The sequence below is a fragment of the Spirochaetia bacterium genome (assembly GCA_022482625.1).
In the GTDB taxonomy this organism is placed as follows: Bacteria; Spirochaetota; Spirochaetia; order Sphaerochaetales; family Sphaerochaetaceae; genus Pleomorphochaeta.
Genome location: JAKVOU010000001.1, coordinates 2,037,206 through 2,052,442 on the forward strand (window position 1 = coordinate 2,037,206; position 15,237 = coordinate 2,052,442).

The following is a 15,237-nucleotide window of genomic DNA, read 5'->3' on the forward strand; positions in this document are numbered from 1 at the left end:
CCGTAATAACGGCGAGGATATGGAGATAACACCATGGATAATCAGAAAGGTATACGCAATGCCATAGCGGATGTTCCGATTGAGCAACTGATAGCAGCTCCATTCAAGGCAGCCATAGAAGCCCAACGGCAACTCGCACAAAGTACAGTAGATTTTATCTCTTCTGTCGGAATGGAAAAAGGAAAAACCAAGACCATTTCCTTTGGACTTACTTCACCGGAAAATGGAGAATCCATGGAAATCAAGGCACCGGTCCTAGCTCTTGTCCCTTTGCCGGAACTTGCAATTGAAGAAATGAACATAGATTTTCAAATGGAAGTTACTGCAACGGATAAGGTCGAACAAGAAGACAGGGAAGAACAAGTTGCCGTTTCAGGAAAAGTTACTTCAAGTGCAACAGGAACAAGGGAAACAAACCAAAGTGCAAAGTACCAGATCCACGTCAAGGCAAAGAAACAAGAACCTCCGGAAGGTTTAAGCCGCATCCTTGATTTGCTGGCAACTTCTGTGGGAGCAGCAAAGGAGGAAAAAACATGAAAATAAAACAAATAAAAAACTCAAAATATTTTGAGTCTTACCTAGTGTTAGGCAAAAATGATACACCAATCAATCAAATACTTAGCGATTGTTACAAAAAGGAATATTCAACAAGGACAGCTCCTTCCGGATACTGTTTTGCCCTATCCGTTCTTTTTGGTAAGGAACTGCTTGCATGCAATGCATGTAATTACCAAGAAGTACATGAAACCGGCAGTACTTTCTTTACCAATATCTTTAACAAAGAAGCTGTTGTATCTGATGTTGTCGGCCTCACAAAAAGTTTTCAATCAATCCAAAGGGTTCAAAACACAATCAGTCAAAATCAATTGGATATTCCTTTGAATACAGTAGGCTTAAAAAGCAAGGACTTGGAAATTTATCCAAAGGTAGATATGGGTTCTATCATCGACAAATGTATTTCAGATCAAATTCTGGGATTTCCCATGCTGTTCTGCTATAATCACCAAGACCAGCAAAACAAATCAGAAGGGCACGTCTTGCTTTTGGGTTGTTTCAAAAATGCAGATTCAACATATAACTGGTACATTTTCGATACAATGTTTTCTACTTTCTTAGTCTCTGCACAAAAAAACATAGCAACCGAAGCAAAAGCCTGGGACAGTCAAAAAGCTACCATCAAAAACTTTACATTGAAAAATGAGCTAGCTTTAAAAGAACCTTTCAATATTCAATATTGTTCCTTGGAAGAAACGACAGGAAGTTCTTGCAGAATCTAAGTTACAGCAATTTTCCATCTATCAGCTTCAAAAACTGCTTGAACGTCTCATATACCTGCAAATAGCACAACAAATTCAAGTAAAAAGTACCGTACAGATCTCATATGCATATATCTTTAAAGAGTCTCCTGGAAATTATTCCGAGGGACTCTGTTGTTTCTATTGCCAGATTCTAGGAACATTATAGCCAAGCGACAAGTATTATTCGGTACAATGCGATAGTCCCTTTTGAAAAATTTGAAGAATTTCTACTTACCAAAAAGAAAAACAGACAGAAAAAGAGGTAAGAAATCAAGCTGGTAATATGCCATTGGAAGTCCGTCATCCCGTTTGACCAAACAAGGGTACATGACGATATTTGCCCATCGGCAGAAAGTTCTACAACTTCCTCCTTGCCTTGGTGTTCATCTGATTGCCTCCTTTTCCATGTCATTACCTCTCGACGCTCAATTTATCCTCAATACTACCTTCTCATCCCAAAGAGCATGCTAGACTTTGGCACCTTTCCAAAGAAGCACTTGGCCCTTTTAAGTAGAAGACGACTTGAAGAAAGGTTCTTAAAAGCTAGGGGAAGGACATTGCTGGAGGAAGTCGTTACGGTAAGGCTTGCGAAGTCAGAACATCTTCTTAGGGAAACCGATGACAAAATTGAAAATATCTGGACTAGCTACGGCTTCGGATCTGCCCAGCGCTTTTTCCATCTGTTCAAAGCAAAGCACGGTGTAACACCTAACGCATGGAGAAAAAATCAAAGGCTATAAATCTTCGTAAAATGGAACAACAAATTCGCGTTCAACGTATTTCATAAGTTCCTGAATACCTTTATCATTCTTATAAATGTTCACTGTAAAAAGGAGATCATAATGCTAAAAGGAATTTCTCCGGTAATTTCCCCAGAATTACTTTGCGAATTATCGAATATGGGACATGGAGATGAACTTATCATTTCCGATGCTTTTTTCCCGGCTTATACAGTAAATAACAACGTCTTGCGTGCAGATGGCATTCCGGCAACGGAATTGCTTGAAGGCATTTTACACCTCATCAATGCAGATGAATGTGTCGAAGAACCATTTGTAATGATGGAAGCGACAAAAGGAGATTCATTTGATCCGAAAGTTGAAAAAGACTACCAAAAAATCATTGATACCCTTTCTCCACATATAAATAAAATAGGAAAGATTGGGCGCTTTGAATTTTATGACCGAGCAAAAAATGCATATCTTGTAGTGGTTTCAGGAGAGATGAGAAAATATGGAAATATTCTCATCAAGAAAGGTGTCACCCCCTGGAAATAATGGATGAGACCTCATCACTACAGCTAGGATAAAAGCATGATATGCAGACACTTTTCCAATGTCCATCAAAATATAAAAAACAATTTTTCCCTATGCCTTGGAAAGTAACTTCCCTGCTCTTGGAAAAAGCGCAGATCCTCATTATTTTTACAGTTGACACTTTTGCTAAAATGGGATACAAATACGGACGTTGCAAAAGTGACCCGTAAGGTTACTGTGCATAAAAGTTTGTTTTTTGTCATGAGGCCATAGCTCAGCTGGATAGAGCATCAGTTTGCGGAACTGAGGGTCGAAGGTTCGAATCCTTTTGGCCTCGTTATTTTTGTGCAAAGAATTGTTGGAGAGATGTCCGAGAGGTCGAAGGAGACGGACTCGAAATCCGTTGTAGCGAATTTCGCTACCGAGGGTTCGAATCCCTCTCTCTCCGATTTTTTCTCTCTTGCCTTAGATGATTATATATTTGTTTATTTGACGTTTGGAGAGATGTCCGAGTGGTCGAAGGTGTACGCTTGGAAGGCGTATGTGCTCACAAGGCACCGAGGGTTCGAATCCCTCTCTCTCCGATTTCAGCCGGCAGATTCCATGCTATGGATGACCACCCAATCCCGCCAGGACAGGAATGTAGCAACGGTAAGTGGATCGTCCATGAGATATGGGTTATTTGCCGGCTGTTTTATTTGTATTATACTCCCATTGCTTTGGTTTTCCCTCCTTTTATGTTATACTGCCAAAATCGGAGGCACCGGAGCATCATGGCCTATGAAGTAACAGCTACACGGAAAAGACCACAATCCTTTGACAATTTGGTCGGACAGGAATTTGTCGTTTCAACAATAAAGAATTCCATCAAAGCCAATCGCATAGCACATGCATATTTATTTTGTGGACCTAGGGGCGTAGGTAAGACTTCATCAGCACGTTTACTGGCAAAAGCTCTGAACTGTGAAAAAGGCCCTACGGATACTCCTTGCGGCGTATGTGACAATTGCAAGGAAATTACACAAGGTAATTGTAGTGATGTCATTGAAATAGATGGCGCCAGCAACAACAGTGTACAAGATATCAGAAACATAAAGGATGAAGTACGTTTTCCACCCCAAAAATGTAGATATAAAATTTATATCATCGATGAAGTACACATGCTATCCACCAATGCCTTCAACGCTTTGCTGAAAACAATTGAAGAGCCCCCTGAATATGCAATATTCATCTTCGCGACCACAGAAACTCAGAAAGTCCCAGCCACAATACGAAGTAGATGCCAACAGTTTCATTTCCAATTGATTGACCTACAGACTATTGTTTCATGCCTGAAAGATGCAGCAGCAGAACTGCAGGTAGAAGCTGATAAGGATGCGCTCTTCTGGATTGCAAAAGAAGCTACAGGATCCATGAGGGATGCCTATACTCTTTTTGATCAAGTTGTTGCATTCAGTGACGGATATATTACACTGAAAAAGATACAGGATAAATTAGGATTCGCAGGAACAGACCAAATCAACAAGATGATGCTCCTTCTAATCCATAATGATAGAGCTTCAGCATTGCTTACTGTTTCCGAAATGGTCAAGAGCGGTACTTCCATCGATCAATGTATCAAGGATTTTGCAAATTATTTCAGGACTTTGTTGCTTATCAGCCAAGGCATAGAGGATCCTAATATCCTTGGCGTACAACCTTCCTCGATTCCTGAAGAAATCAAAAAATCTTATACGGCAGAACAGTTGGAAGCTGCATTGCAGCTTTTTCTTAACCTATACAGAGAAGTCCGCTATTCAATAGATCCAAAATTTGAACTTGAACTTGCTATTTCACGTCTTGCAGCTCTTCCCTACCTTACCTCGAATATCGTTCTGATGGAACGTCTTACTCAACTGAAAAACGACTTGGTAACAGGTAAGCTTTCACCTGCCAAAGCGACATCCACAACAAAAGAAATGCCTTTGTTCCAGCAGGCTCTCCCCCAACAGCAGGCACCCATCCAGCAGCAGGCACCCATCCAGCAGCAGGCACCCATCCAGCAGCAGGCACCCATCCAGCAGCAGGCACCCATCCAGCAGCAGGCACCCATCCAGCAGCAGAATTCTCTTTCTGGAATATTCACAAAGGAAAGCATACCTGAACTTTGCAAACTATTAGAGAATCGATATCCCAACCTTTCCAGTATCTGTACAAAAATACTGAAGATTGAAAATATCAATGGTATCTTATACTGGACGATGCCTGGGAAACTTCTATGTACAAGCTCTTACAAAAGATAAAAAGATAATACAAGCAGGTATAAACAGAGTCAGTGGTTTTAAAGGAACTTTGGAATTCAAGCTGGCACAAAAAGAAGAAGATAAAACAGATTCTTCTGAAGATTCTCCTTTCTTCCAGCAAGTAACCAAAATGTTCCGCGGAAAAATTGAAAAATAAGAAAGGATACTGCAATATTCTGTATGTAATCCCATCAAGGAGATAAAAATGGCAACGAACCCCTTTGACCTGTTCAAGAATATGCAACAGCTACAGGACAAAATGAACCTAATGCGCAACGAACTAGAAAAAATAACAGCAACAGGAAGCGCAGGTGCAGGTTTCGTAGAAATAACCCTCAATGGAAAATTTGAAGTCGTCAACATCACCATCGACAAATCTGTTATAGATCCGGAAGATCCAATAACACTGCAGACACTCATCGCTTCTGCCTTTAACACGGCATCAAGCAACATACAGGCAACTCTGCAGAAAAAAATCAATGGATTTGGCATCTGGCCTCAATATTCAGTGAAAGCAGCAAGGAATAGAAAATGACTGTGTTGGAAGATTTGATATCCAATTTGGCAAGATTACCTGGCATAGGACCGAAATCAGCAGCTCGGCTTGCCTATTATCTGATAAAAACGGACAAAACATTCAATCAAAAGCTAGGTGAACAAATACAGCAGATACAGGATAAGATTTTCCCGTGCAGCATCTGTGGAAGTTTTACGGAAACAGACCCCTGTCCAATCTGCAGTGACCCGACAAGAGACCATGAAACTCTTTGTATCGTTGAACAACCACAGGATGTGATGACATTGCAGGCAAGCGGAAGCTATAACGGCCTTTTCCATGTATTGGGAGGAGCAATAAGTCCCTTGGATGGTATCGGCCCAGAGAAACTCAGCTTCGGCAAGCTCCTTTCACGGTTGGACAACGGCAATTTCAAAGAAGTCATCATTGCAACAAACCCCACGGAAGAAGGAGATACTACAGCCTTATATATTAGACAGATTCTAAGAGATCGCCCGATAACCCTTTCGAGATTGGCAAGCGGACTTCCAATCGGTGGTGACTTGGAATATGCAGACAAACTTACAGTGGCAAGATCCCTAAGAGGACGAGTTAAATTTTGAGTTCATCGCTATTTGACTAATGGCAGAATTTTCGGTTATTTGATGCCTCGCTCTTTCTTGATTGTTTCGTAAGCTTCTTGTATTTCTCTGAACTTTTTTGTTGCAACTGCTACGAAATCATCAGGAAGGCCTTTTGCTTGTACCGTATCAGGGTGATATTCTATACTCATCTTCCGATATGCTTTCTTGACTTCCTCATCTGAGGCCTGAGAAGTCAAACCCAGGACGGTATAAGCACTTTCAGTTACAGATGCACCGGCATAACGGCGTACCATGGCATCAAAATATGCATCAGAAAAACGAAAGATACTTACGACCCTTCTGATTATCTTCTCTTCTGCCTGATCAAGCCTCCCGTCTGCAACACCTACCCTGAACAGGATATCAACCATCAGCTGCAACAGTGCTTGATCGTTTGCAAAGTTTTGGTAAAACTGAGAAGCAAACTGGTCTACCGTTCCTCCACCAGTCAAAGCTGTATTGAAAATACGCAAAGCTGCCTGCTTACCTGCATAATCAAGTTTCAAATCATTGTCAATAAAAGCATTGACGGCATTTCTTTCTTTTTCGGAAACTACACCGTCTGCTTGGGCAAGCCTGGCAAGAAGAGAAAAAGTGGCCAAAAAAAACGTCATATTCCTTTCTTCGGCATTGCTGGCCATACGGCCATTCTGCCGAAAATAAGGAGTGCCATCTGAAATGCGGGAAGTTTCACCAGCATGATCAAACATATTGCCGAAAGCAATGCCTGCAATCATGCCCAAAGGTCCTCCTAGAGTAAAACCTACGGCACCACCGATTAACTTACCAAGCCACGCCATTACAGTTTATCAACAAGCATTGAACACTTGCCAGAAGGAATGGGAAGTGTCTTTTTCTTGTCCTCATCCAAAATCATAATAGTAAAATAATAAAGCTTTTCACTTTCCAGTCTGATTTCCCAACCTCGTGGATTCTTGCTGCTAAGAATCGTAATATTGTTCTTCTTCAAAGAAAGCGTCTCTATACCCATCGCTTCCCTTGAAGGCATAGTCCAGTCCACAGTCTTTCTTGGCAGGGAAATATCAAGTCCAATGATATTTTCAATCATAATGGAAATGGTAAGCAACCCAACTGACGGCAAATAACGTCTTTTTGGAAAACCCTCCATATCAGCACAAGTAGACTTACCTTCCTTGTCAGGCAGATAACCCTCCCAAATATCATCAATCTTGTCTGTATCCGGATGGAACGTATCCAAGACAAAATACATATGCCGAATAGAACATTCACGAGCAAAAACAAATTCATGATAGTTCATCAACCCTTTGACAACCATGAAAGTGTTGAAAGGAAGCACACCTCCGCACCATCCGTTTCCTTTCGGATCAAAATAAGGAGAACTGACAGGGACTCCAGGGAATGGGTTATCTGTTCCAAATTCCTTTGGATCATGTAACTTCTCAATAATCTTGGCACCTTTCTCATCGTTAGGAATTTTTCCTAATAACGTCCAGAAAGCTCCAATAAAGCGGTTATGAATCTGTTTGCCTTCTTTATCAAGATCATAGAAAAACTGGGTTCCTTCATCCCACATCATGGCATTTATCCGAATGTTCAAGGCGAAATACATTCTCTTATACCGAAAACTTAATTCCTTATCATTGAGAATATCACCGATTTCTGACATATACAGTGCATTCATAGCAATCTGTGCATTGAAATCAATCGGATAAAACATTTCTTTCCTAGGTATATTGCCACTGCCACAAGCAGCAGCAGGAACAGAATATAAGCCGTTTTCACACTTGAACTGTTCCAGCCAATCCGTATATTTCTCAAGAATCGGTACGATTTTTCTTAGCCGCTTCTTGTCTCCGATCTTATGATAAAAGCAATATTCAACATAGGCAAAAAGGCAGGGTGAAATCCCTTGAGGATTATCAGCGGTCAATACAGGCTTTCCGTCTTCAAGTGTATAACTACCACGAATTGCACCATTTTCTTCCTGTTTTGAATAAAAAAAATCTATCATAGGAAACGGTGAATAATTTTGGTTGCTATACACAAGGAACAAAGCTGACATGCAGGATTCAAGTTGATTGGACACAGTCTGTCCTGGGTAGGAGAGATAACAGGATGGTGCAAGCTTCCCATCAGAAGTTTTCCACTGTTCATTGATCCAAACCCAAGTCCTATCGTACATATCAACGAAGTCTTGATCATAAAAATGGATGGAAGGGACTTTATTCTTAGTCAAAAATAATACTCCTTAGACCGACATAAATACAGAAATCCTAGTCTATAATATACAAATAATATATGCAACGGGCAAGTTGAACCCCCAACAAAATTCATTCTACACCAATTTCTCTAAATCCGAAAAAAAAACTTTTATTTTTTTTCCCGTTGTCCTCTTCTATTCTTCAACTAGATATTGAATAGCTTTTCCTTTTGCAAAAGAAAAAAGGACCTTAATAAAATCAGGATTAATTCCTGCAGATATCCATCCATCATCATGTCTTTCCCTGCAACATTTCTAGCTCCATCATAAAAAGTCTTCCTTTTTTCTGAGAAAATATACATCGGTGATTTCCATCGCTTCTGCTTTTCCATGTTGACGAATACCCTGGAATCCATCATTATTTAACAAAGGACAGAGGTAGAAATGAAAACAGTATTGACTAATGGAACAGTCATAACAGGTTTTGCTACACTCAAGGACTGTGCAGTATTCATCGATGATGAAGGGTCAATTGCAGACATCTTCAATATGAGAAGATTTGCAGAGAAAAATTTTGGTTCTGATGCCATTATTCTGGATCTTCAGGGAAGCTATGTACTTCCAGGACTTTTTGATTCCCATATACATGGCATCGGGGGATATGGCACGGAAGACAATTCACCAGATTCTATTCTTGGGATGAGTGAAAGACTTGCAGATTTTGGTGTTTCTTCCTTTCTTCCCACAATTTACACAGATTCCTTAGATAAAATGATTGCAGGCATAAAAGCTATTGTTTCTGCAATGGGACATGAACAAGGCGCAAAGATACAGGGTGTGAATGTAGAAGGTCCCTTCATATCACCACTTAGAATCGGTGCACAGAATCCGGAAGGAGTGCAACCTGTCAATCTGGAAGTATTTGACAAACTTATAGAAGCTGGACAGGGCCACATCATATGCATGACTGTTGCTCCTGAGCTCAAACACATGAGAACTCTTGCCTTGGAAGCCAGGAAAGAGGGCATAGTACTTCTGGCAGGACATACCGATGCAACATATGAAAACATTATAGAAGGTATGCAATGTGGAATTTTACATTCTACCCACTTCTTCAATGCAATGAGCCGGTTGCACCACAGAAACCCTGGTACGGTCGGTGCAATTATGATACAGACCAGTATGCGGTGTGAAATCATATGTGACGGAGTTCATGTCCATCCGGAGTTGGTAAAATTGCTGTTACGGGAAAAACCTATCGAGAATATTGTCATGATTACAGATTCACTGAAACCGACAAAACAAAGGTCAGGAGACCTTTTTGCAAATGGAGTTCCGGCAATGCTGAGTCAAGAAGGTGCTTTCGTAAGCAAAGACAACCCAGAACTTCTGCTAGGTAGTGCATTGACACTATTACAGGGAATCCGAAATGTTAAGAATTGGGGTATTTCCTTGGAAAATGCATCTTTGATGGCCTCGACAAATCCTGCTAGGATATATTCCATTCCTAAAATAGGTATGATTCTGCCCGGCAACAAAGCAGATCTTACCATCTTAGACCAAGATTTACGCCTTAAAGGTCTATTCAGAGATGGAAAATTAATAAGAGACAGATTTGCATAATGGACTTACCCAGCTAAATACAAATATACAGGAGGCAAAAAGCCTTTTCAATCAAACGGCTTTATTAGCATGGACTACAACGAATTAGAACCAAAAGCAATATTTTCATATTTCAGGGATATCTCCGCTATTCCTCGTGAATCAGGCAACGAAGAAGGAATTAGACAGTATTTGGTCACCTTTGCAAAAAAACATGATTTTCCGGTTAATGTCGACAGTGTCGGCAATGTAATCATACAGGTACCGGCATCAAAGGGTTATGAAGAAAGATCTTCCGTAGCTTTGCAAGGACATATGGACATGGTATGTGTCAAAGACCCTGGCGTTATCCATGATTTTTCAAAAGATCCCATCAAACTGAAAGTCAAAGAAGATTATATTACCGCAGACGGTACTTCCCTAGGTGGCGATGATGGCATCGCAATGGCTTTGGCCCTGGATGTATTCACTGATACCACATGCAAACATGGACCATTGGAAGGAATCTTCACAGTAAGTGAAGAAACCGGATTGACAGGCGCCTTTGGCATAGACCCGACACTTGTAAAAAGCAGGAAACTTATCAACCTCGACAGTGAAGAGGAAGGGATACTTTATATAGGGTGCGCAGGAGGCATAGAAACAACATCTACGCTCAAGAAAAACAAAACTGCGACAAAGGACAATTGCATGGGTTTCAAATTGTCTGTCAGCGGTTTGGCCGGTGGACACAGCGGCAGTGAAATAGACAAGCAAAGAGCAAACGCAATAAAACTTGTAGCGAGGACCTTAGTGGGAATTCCTTCCTTACGATTAGAAAAAATACAAGGTGGATCAAAACGAAATGTAATCCCTTCACATTGTGACTGTATTTTCGCAATAGAGAAAGAAAACGAAAACCTGCTCAAAAAGGCCTTTTCTGATATACACAATGCTTATAAAGATGAATATGGCATGCAAGATCCAAACGGAAAGATTGTTTTAGAAAGTGTTCCGTGCCCAACGCTGGCTTTCAGTGAAAAGATGAGCTCAGCACTTTTAAAATCCTTGCACATTGCCCCACATGGAGTAGAAGCAATGAGCGTAACCCTCCCCGGTGTCGTAGAAACATCTGCAAACCTAGCAATCATAACCACAGAGGAAAATCAGATTACTGTAATTTCAAGCCACAGATCATCAATCATGAGCAGTCGGGATGACAGTGCTTACAGATTCAGAGATGCCATGGAAACTTGCGGAGCCCAAGTTGAAATTCAAGGAGCCTACCCCTCGTGGAAACCAAATACAAATTCACAGTTGCTTGCTTTCTGTGCCCAGGCCTATGAAGATTATTTCCAGAAGAAGCCCTTGGTCACAGCAATTCATGCAGGTTTGGAATGCGGTATCATAAACAGCAGGATAGAAGGCATGGATTCCATTTCCTTTGGCCCTGGTATGGAACATGTGCATTCTACAGCAGAAAGACTTTGCATCTCCTCTACTGCAAGAACAAGCAAATTCCTGAAGCACCTTCTTGAGATCATACAATAGTATTTTAATTCATGTACAAAAAAAATATTATAAAATTTTGAGTCATTTATTACTTCATGGCAAATATAATATCTTATATTTGCCAATTTATTTAAATGACTTTGAAATATAAGAGATTTATATGACATTTGAAAAACCTATAATAGCTATAGCTGTCTCATATACGACGACGCCCCCACCCTCACCTTTTACACAATATAAAAGGCACTTCTGTGTTGACACCTATGTGCAAAGTATCATCAAGGCAGGAGGATTGCCGATCCTGATTCCGACATTCAATAGCAAAAGGGAATCTGACCAAATTTATTTATTGAAAAAAGCTGATGGTATATTGATTCCCGGAGGTAATGACATAGATCCCATACTCTATGGAGAACAGAAGTCTGACCTGTGTGGCCCCACAGAAAGAGAGTGCGATGAATTTCTGTTGGAGTTGATACGGACGGCACGACAGATGGAAAAACCTCTGCTTGGCATCTGCAAAGGTTGCCAATTGCTCAACGTGGCATATGGGGGAACACTCTATCAGGACCAAACGCAAATTCCCAATCTAAAAGAAAAAATCAATCATATGCATATGGAAGCTTGCCAAGAACCATTCCATACCGTCTTCTTGGAAAGGCAAAGCCAGCTTTCTTCAATATTCAACAGCAGCAAAGAACTCAAGACAAACAGCCTTCACCACCAGTCAATTAAAAAAACAGGAAACGGTCTTAGGATAAATGCATATTGCATTGATGGAACCATTGAAGGAATTGAGACTTTGGAAGGTCCTTTTTGTCTTGGCATACAATGGCATCCTGAAGTGATGTATTTCCATAATGATTACATGAAACCAATTTTTTCATCTTTTATCAAAGAATCGATTAAAAATCACAAAATCAACTACTGAGAAAAACATAGCCGATTCCTTAATATAATGATTAAAAGTTTTTAAATGTTTTTCCCAATTCTACTATAAAAAAACAGGGCACACCTTTTTCAGTATGCCTTGTTTTCTGATGCTAAAGTAAAATCATTTAATTATTATCTTTGATTGCCTGTGCCATTCTTGCAGCCAGTTCAAAGGCTCTTTTTTGGTCTTCTTCTTTTGGAGATCCTTGGAATTCCACATCTCCCATATAATCAAGCTTCAGGGACTTGATAAAAGGTAAAAACTGTTTGCTGGCACCGCCTGACCACCCGTAGGACCCAAAGCGTACGCATCTCCTTCCATATACCCTCGAACGCTCAAGTTGATCAAGGACGGCATACATCGGGGGAAACATCTTATACTCATAGGTAGGCATACCGATTATGATTCCCTGGCTTCTCCAGACCTTTTCAAGTACGAATGATTCATGCGTCTGCGGAACTTGCAAAACATGCAAGCCGACACCTTTTACGCTTTCCACACCAGCTTTCAGGGAATCTACCAAGGAAGCAGTATTGCCATACATGCTTGACCAGACTATTGTAATTTCCTTTTCCTGGGGACCATCCATATATGTGGCCAATTTTTTATACCAATTGATCACACGAGCCGGATCTTTTCTCCAGACTATGCCATGAGAGGGACAAACCATCTTTATATCCAGTTTTGAAAGCTTTTCGATGCCTTTAAGCACAAACAAAGAGAAGGTACTTACGATATTTGCATAATATCTTTCGATTTCTGTTTTATAAAGTTCTTTTTCTTCTTCTGTCTGTTCGTCATCAAAACAGTGTTCATAACGGCCATAGGCGCCAAAACCATCACAAGAAAAGAGAATACCATCCTCAACGACAAAGGTCATCATGGTTTCTGGCCAATGAATATTAGGTGTAAGCGTAAAAAGCAGGGTTTTTCCCCCAATGTCAAGTTTTTCGCCATCTTGGACTACATGGATGTTTTTATGGACATCATAAAAGGTCTCTACCAAAGGGACAGCCTTTTGCGAGCAATAAATCTCAACCTTGGGATTTTTAGCAACGAAAGCCGCCAAAGTACCAGTATGATCCGGTTCCATATGATTGAGAACCAGCACATCGATATCCGGAACAGAAAGACCAATATCTTTCATCTGTTCTTCTATTTCATCAGCTGCACCATCCCAATCCTTTACAAGATCAACAAGCACATTCTTGCCAGATCCTTTGACAACATAGGAATTGAGCATAACACCATTAGGTATCGGCCATATACCTTCAAAAAGATCCCTTGTACCAATTTTTGCCGACACTCTATACACATTATCAGCCAGTCTGTTTGCTTTCATATTACGTTATCCAGACTTCAAATGAAGACCGTTTCCTCCCCATTATACAAGTTATTTGCGGATTCTTCAAATCCATTATCCACTCGGGAAAACATAGTGCCCAAGCAATCTAATAGTATCACAAAACGACAGCAGTTCCAACCGACGGGCAACAGCACAGAGACGCCAAATCAGTACTGGATTTTATTTTTTGTGTGCAGTAAGGTAATACCATGACAAAAGGTAACCAACCATTGCATCTTCATCTTTTTCAGCCCCTTGCTTACACAATGGAACATAAAAGCAATTCAGAAAAACCAGAGGACAGCTATATAAGGCTGTTGGGTAAACTGGACAAAAGCCCTTCAGGCTGCGAAGCAACTTTACAGATATCCTACCGACATAGTGACGGAATTGACTTTGAAATAGAGAAAATAGGTTTTGCACAACCTCCGGAAAAGGCCGTACAGGAAGCTGTCGCAGCAGGAAAGGAAATCCCCTTGCCAGAACATAATATGGAAATTCCGGCAGGAACATATATCTTTGAACAGATACCATGGTTACCAAATAAGGAATCATTCGAGAGTTCTCTGCTTTCTTTCTCCTGTGCCCCAGGTTTTCCGAACCAAGGCTTTTTCTTTGTAAGATTGCTTAAAGAAAACAGCCTTGAAGTCATCATGCAGTTGCTCGGCCCTCTTTCTTAAAAAAATACAGAAATAAGAAGGGGTGCAAGAATAGTAGTCATCAGCCCATGGTACAGACTTGGTATAGCAAGGGCACTGCCGAAACGGGAAGACAGCAAGGGAAGCGTGACATCCATGGTAGTTGCACCTCCTGCACAAACTGCCGGGTAAAACCAGAAACGCCCCAAATGAGCAAACATAGGGATAAGAAAAAAGGAAAGACTTTCTCTAAACACGTTGCTAAGAAAAGAAATTGAGCCAAGGACTGGAAAACCAAGATTTGCAATCATAACACCAGACAGGGAATACCAACCGAACCCACTTGAAATACCCAGAGCTTGCGACAGCGTAAGATTACAAAAAAAAGGTACCAGCAAAGCTCCTAGGTATGTACCAAGGACTGTCCATAAGGGCAAGAGCAACATCCAGGGCGATGCAAGAAGTTTCTTAAGACTCAGACCACTTGAACCAATACCCATACCGGAAAAGAAAAGCAAAGCATAAAGTAAATATGATATTATACTATCAGAAAAGGGCAAAGAAGGTATAAGTAATCGACATATCAAACCTAAAAATACAATCGAAAGGAAAAGCAACGGCTCCCTGATGATGAGAAAAATATGCTTCAATATCGAATGAAGGTTTTTCTTTTCTTTTGATGGTTTTTCTCCGTATAATTCATTTACATCACGAACACTTACATGTATAGCTTGCTGAAAGGTTTTTCCCTTATCATCAATTATTGAACTACTTTTCCTATCAAACAGCAAGGAAGCAAGGAAACCTACCAAACAGGAACCCGCAACAGAAAAGGAGCCAACACAAAGGGAAATACTTCCAATGGAAACAAGCTGATCAAGTATACCATCAATGGAACCTATTTCAACACCAAGGAAAAACAGCAGACCGAAGAGAGTAAGATTCTGTATAATAGCGGCTCGTCTTGTAAATCCAGTCGGAAGTTTCTTGACGGCCAAAGTCCCCAGAATCATGGAAAAAATCAATCTGCATAGATATAAGAATGTACTCATGAAAGAACTATAATATA

Annotated in this window: 14 protein-coding genes, 3 tRNA genes, 1 other RNA gene and 1 pseudogene; 15 read left to right on the top strand and 4 right to left on the bottom strand. The window is 40.6% G+C overall.

Annotated elements, in window-relative coordinates; translation table 11 throughout:
• Positions 1-33 precede the first annotated feature (33 nt).
• From LKE40_09235 to recR, 11 genes and pseudogenes are all read left to right on the top strand, one after another.
• The gene (locus LKE40_09235) at positions 34-537 is read left to right on the top strand and encodes a DUF2589 domain-containing protein (GenBank protein MCH3917631.1); all 504 of its coding nucleotides are present in this window, start codon (positions 34-36) and stop codon (positions 535-537) included.
• Positions 534-1,277, top strand: a complete 744-nt coding sequence (locus tag LKE40_09240; GenBank protein MCH3917632.1) for a hypothetical protein — start codon at positions 534-536, stop codon at positions 1,275-1,277. Before LKE40_09235 ends, LKE40_09240 begins: the two co-directional genes overlap by 4 nt.
• A 485-nt stretch (positions 1,278-1,762) precedes the next feature.
• Positions 1,763-2,038: a helix-turn-helix domain-containing protein gene (locus LKE40_09245; protein ID MCH3917633.1), complete on the top strand. Its 276-nt coding sequence runs from the start codon at positions 1,763-1,765 to the stop codon at positions 2,036-2,038.
• 102 nt (positions 2,039-2,140) lie between these two features.
• Entirely contained in the window at positions 2,141-2,575 is a 435-nt protein-coding gene (gene fucU / locus LKE40_09250; protein ID MCH3917634.1) for an L-fucose mutarotase, read from the top strand.
• A 242-nt stretch (positions 2,576-2,817) separates the two neighbouring features.
• Positions 2,818-2,891: transfer RNA gene (locus LKE40_09255), tRNA-Arg, on the top strand.
• A 23-nt stretch (positions 2,892-2,914) separates the two neighbouring features.
• Positions 2,915-3,002: transfer RNA gene (locus tag LKE40_09260), tRNA-Ser, on the top strand.
• A gap of 50 nt (positions 3,003-3,052) precedes the next feature.
• Positions 3,053-3,138: transfer RNA gene (locus LKE40_09265), tRNA-Ser, on the top strand.
• 8 nt (positions 3,139-3,146) lie between these two features.
• Positions 3,147-3,245, top strand: an RNA gene (ffs, locus tag LKE40_09270) — signal recognition particle sRNA small type.
• Between the two features lie 82 nt (positions 3,246-3,327).
• A pseudogene (gene dnaX / locus LKE40_09275) lies at positions 3,328-4,581 on the top strand (DNA polymerase III subunit gamma/tau).
• 460 nt (positions 4,582-5,041) lie between these two features.
• Positions 5,042-5,371, top strand: a complete 330-nt coding sequence (locus tag LKE40_09280; GenBank protein ID MCH3917635.1) for a YbaB/EbfC family nucleoid-associated protein — start codon at positions 5,042-5,044, stop codon at positions 5,369-5,371.
• Positions 5,368-5,955, top strand: coding sequence for a recombination mediator RecR (gene recR / locus LKE40_09285; protein MCH3917636.1), 588 nt, complete (start codon positions 5,368-5,370; stop codon positions 5,953-5,955). Before LKE40_09280 ends, recR begins: the two co-directional genes overlap by 4 nt.
• A gap of 35 nt (positions 5,956-5,990) precedes the next feature.
• Here recR and djlA read toward each other — a convergent pair whose 3' ends face one another.
• Positions 5,991-6,776, bottom strand: coding sequence for a co-chaperone DjlA (djlA, locus tag LKE40_09290; protein ID MCH3917637.1), 786 nt, complete (start codon positions 6,774-6,776; stop codon positions 5,991-5,993).
• Entirely contained in the window at positions 6,776-8,194 is a 1,419-nt protein-coding gene (locus LKE40_09295; GenBank protein ID MCH3917638.1) for a hypothetical protein, read from the bottom strand. The genes djlA and LKE40_09295 overlap by 1 nt, the downstream gene beginning before the upstream one ends.
• A gap of 408 nt (positions 8,195-8,602) precedes the next feature.
• Between LKE40_09295 and nagA the strand changes: the two genes are divergently transcribed.
• From nagA to LKE40_09310, 3 genes are all read left to right on the top strand, one after another.
• Complete coding sequence (nagA, locus tag LKE40_09300) at positions 8,603-9,781, top strand: N-acetylglucosamine-6-phosphate deacetylase (protein ID MCH3917639.1); 1,179 nt, start codon at positions 8,603-8,605, stop codon at positions 9,779-9,781.
• Between the two features lie 69 nt (positions 9,782-9,850).
• Positions 9,851-11,290, top strand: coding sequence for an aminoacyl-histidine dipeptidase (locus tag LKE40_09305; GenBank protein ID MCH3917640.1), 1,440 nt, complete (start codon positions 9,851-9,853; stop codon positions 11,288-11,290).
• A gap of 121 nt (positions 11,291-11,411) precedes the next feature.
• Entirely contained in the window at positions 11,412-12,182 is a 771-nt protein-coding gene (locus tag LKE40_09310; GenBank protein MCH3917641.1) for a gamma-glutamyl-gamma-aminobutyrate hydrolase family protein, read from the top strand.
• 127 nt (positions 12,183-12,309) lie between these two features.
• Here the strand turns inward: LKE40_09310 and LKE40_09315 are convergent, their stop codons facing one another.
• Positions 12,310-13,527 carry an FprA family A-type flavoprotein gene (locus tag LKE40_09315; protein MCH3917642.1) on the bottom strand — a complete coding sequence of 406 codons (1,218 nt, stop codon included), beginning with the start codon at positions 13,525-13,527 and terminating at the stop codon, positions 12,310-12,312.
• A 269-nt stretch (positions 13,528-13,796) separates the two neighbouring features.
• Here LKE40_09315 and LKE40_09320 point away from each other — a divergent pair, with 269 nt between their 5' ends.
• Positions 13,797-14,210 (top strand): hypothetical protein, encoded by a 414-nt coding sequence (locus LKE40_09320; GenBank protein MCH3917643.1) that lies wholly within the window; start codon positions 13,797-13,799, stop codon positions 14,208-14,210.
• Here LKE40_09320 and LKE40_09325 read toward each other — a convergent pair.
• On the bottom strand, positions 14,207-15,220 hold the full coding sequence (locus LKE40_09325; GenBank protein ID MCH3917644.1) for a lysine exporter LysO family protein: 1,014 nt from the start codon (positions 15,218-15,220) through the stop codon (positions 14,207-14,209). The genes LKE40_09320 and LKE40_09325 overlap by 4 nt on opposite strands.
• Between the last annotated feature and the right edge of the window lie 17 nt (positions 15,221-15,237).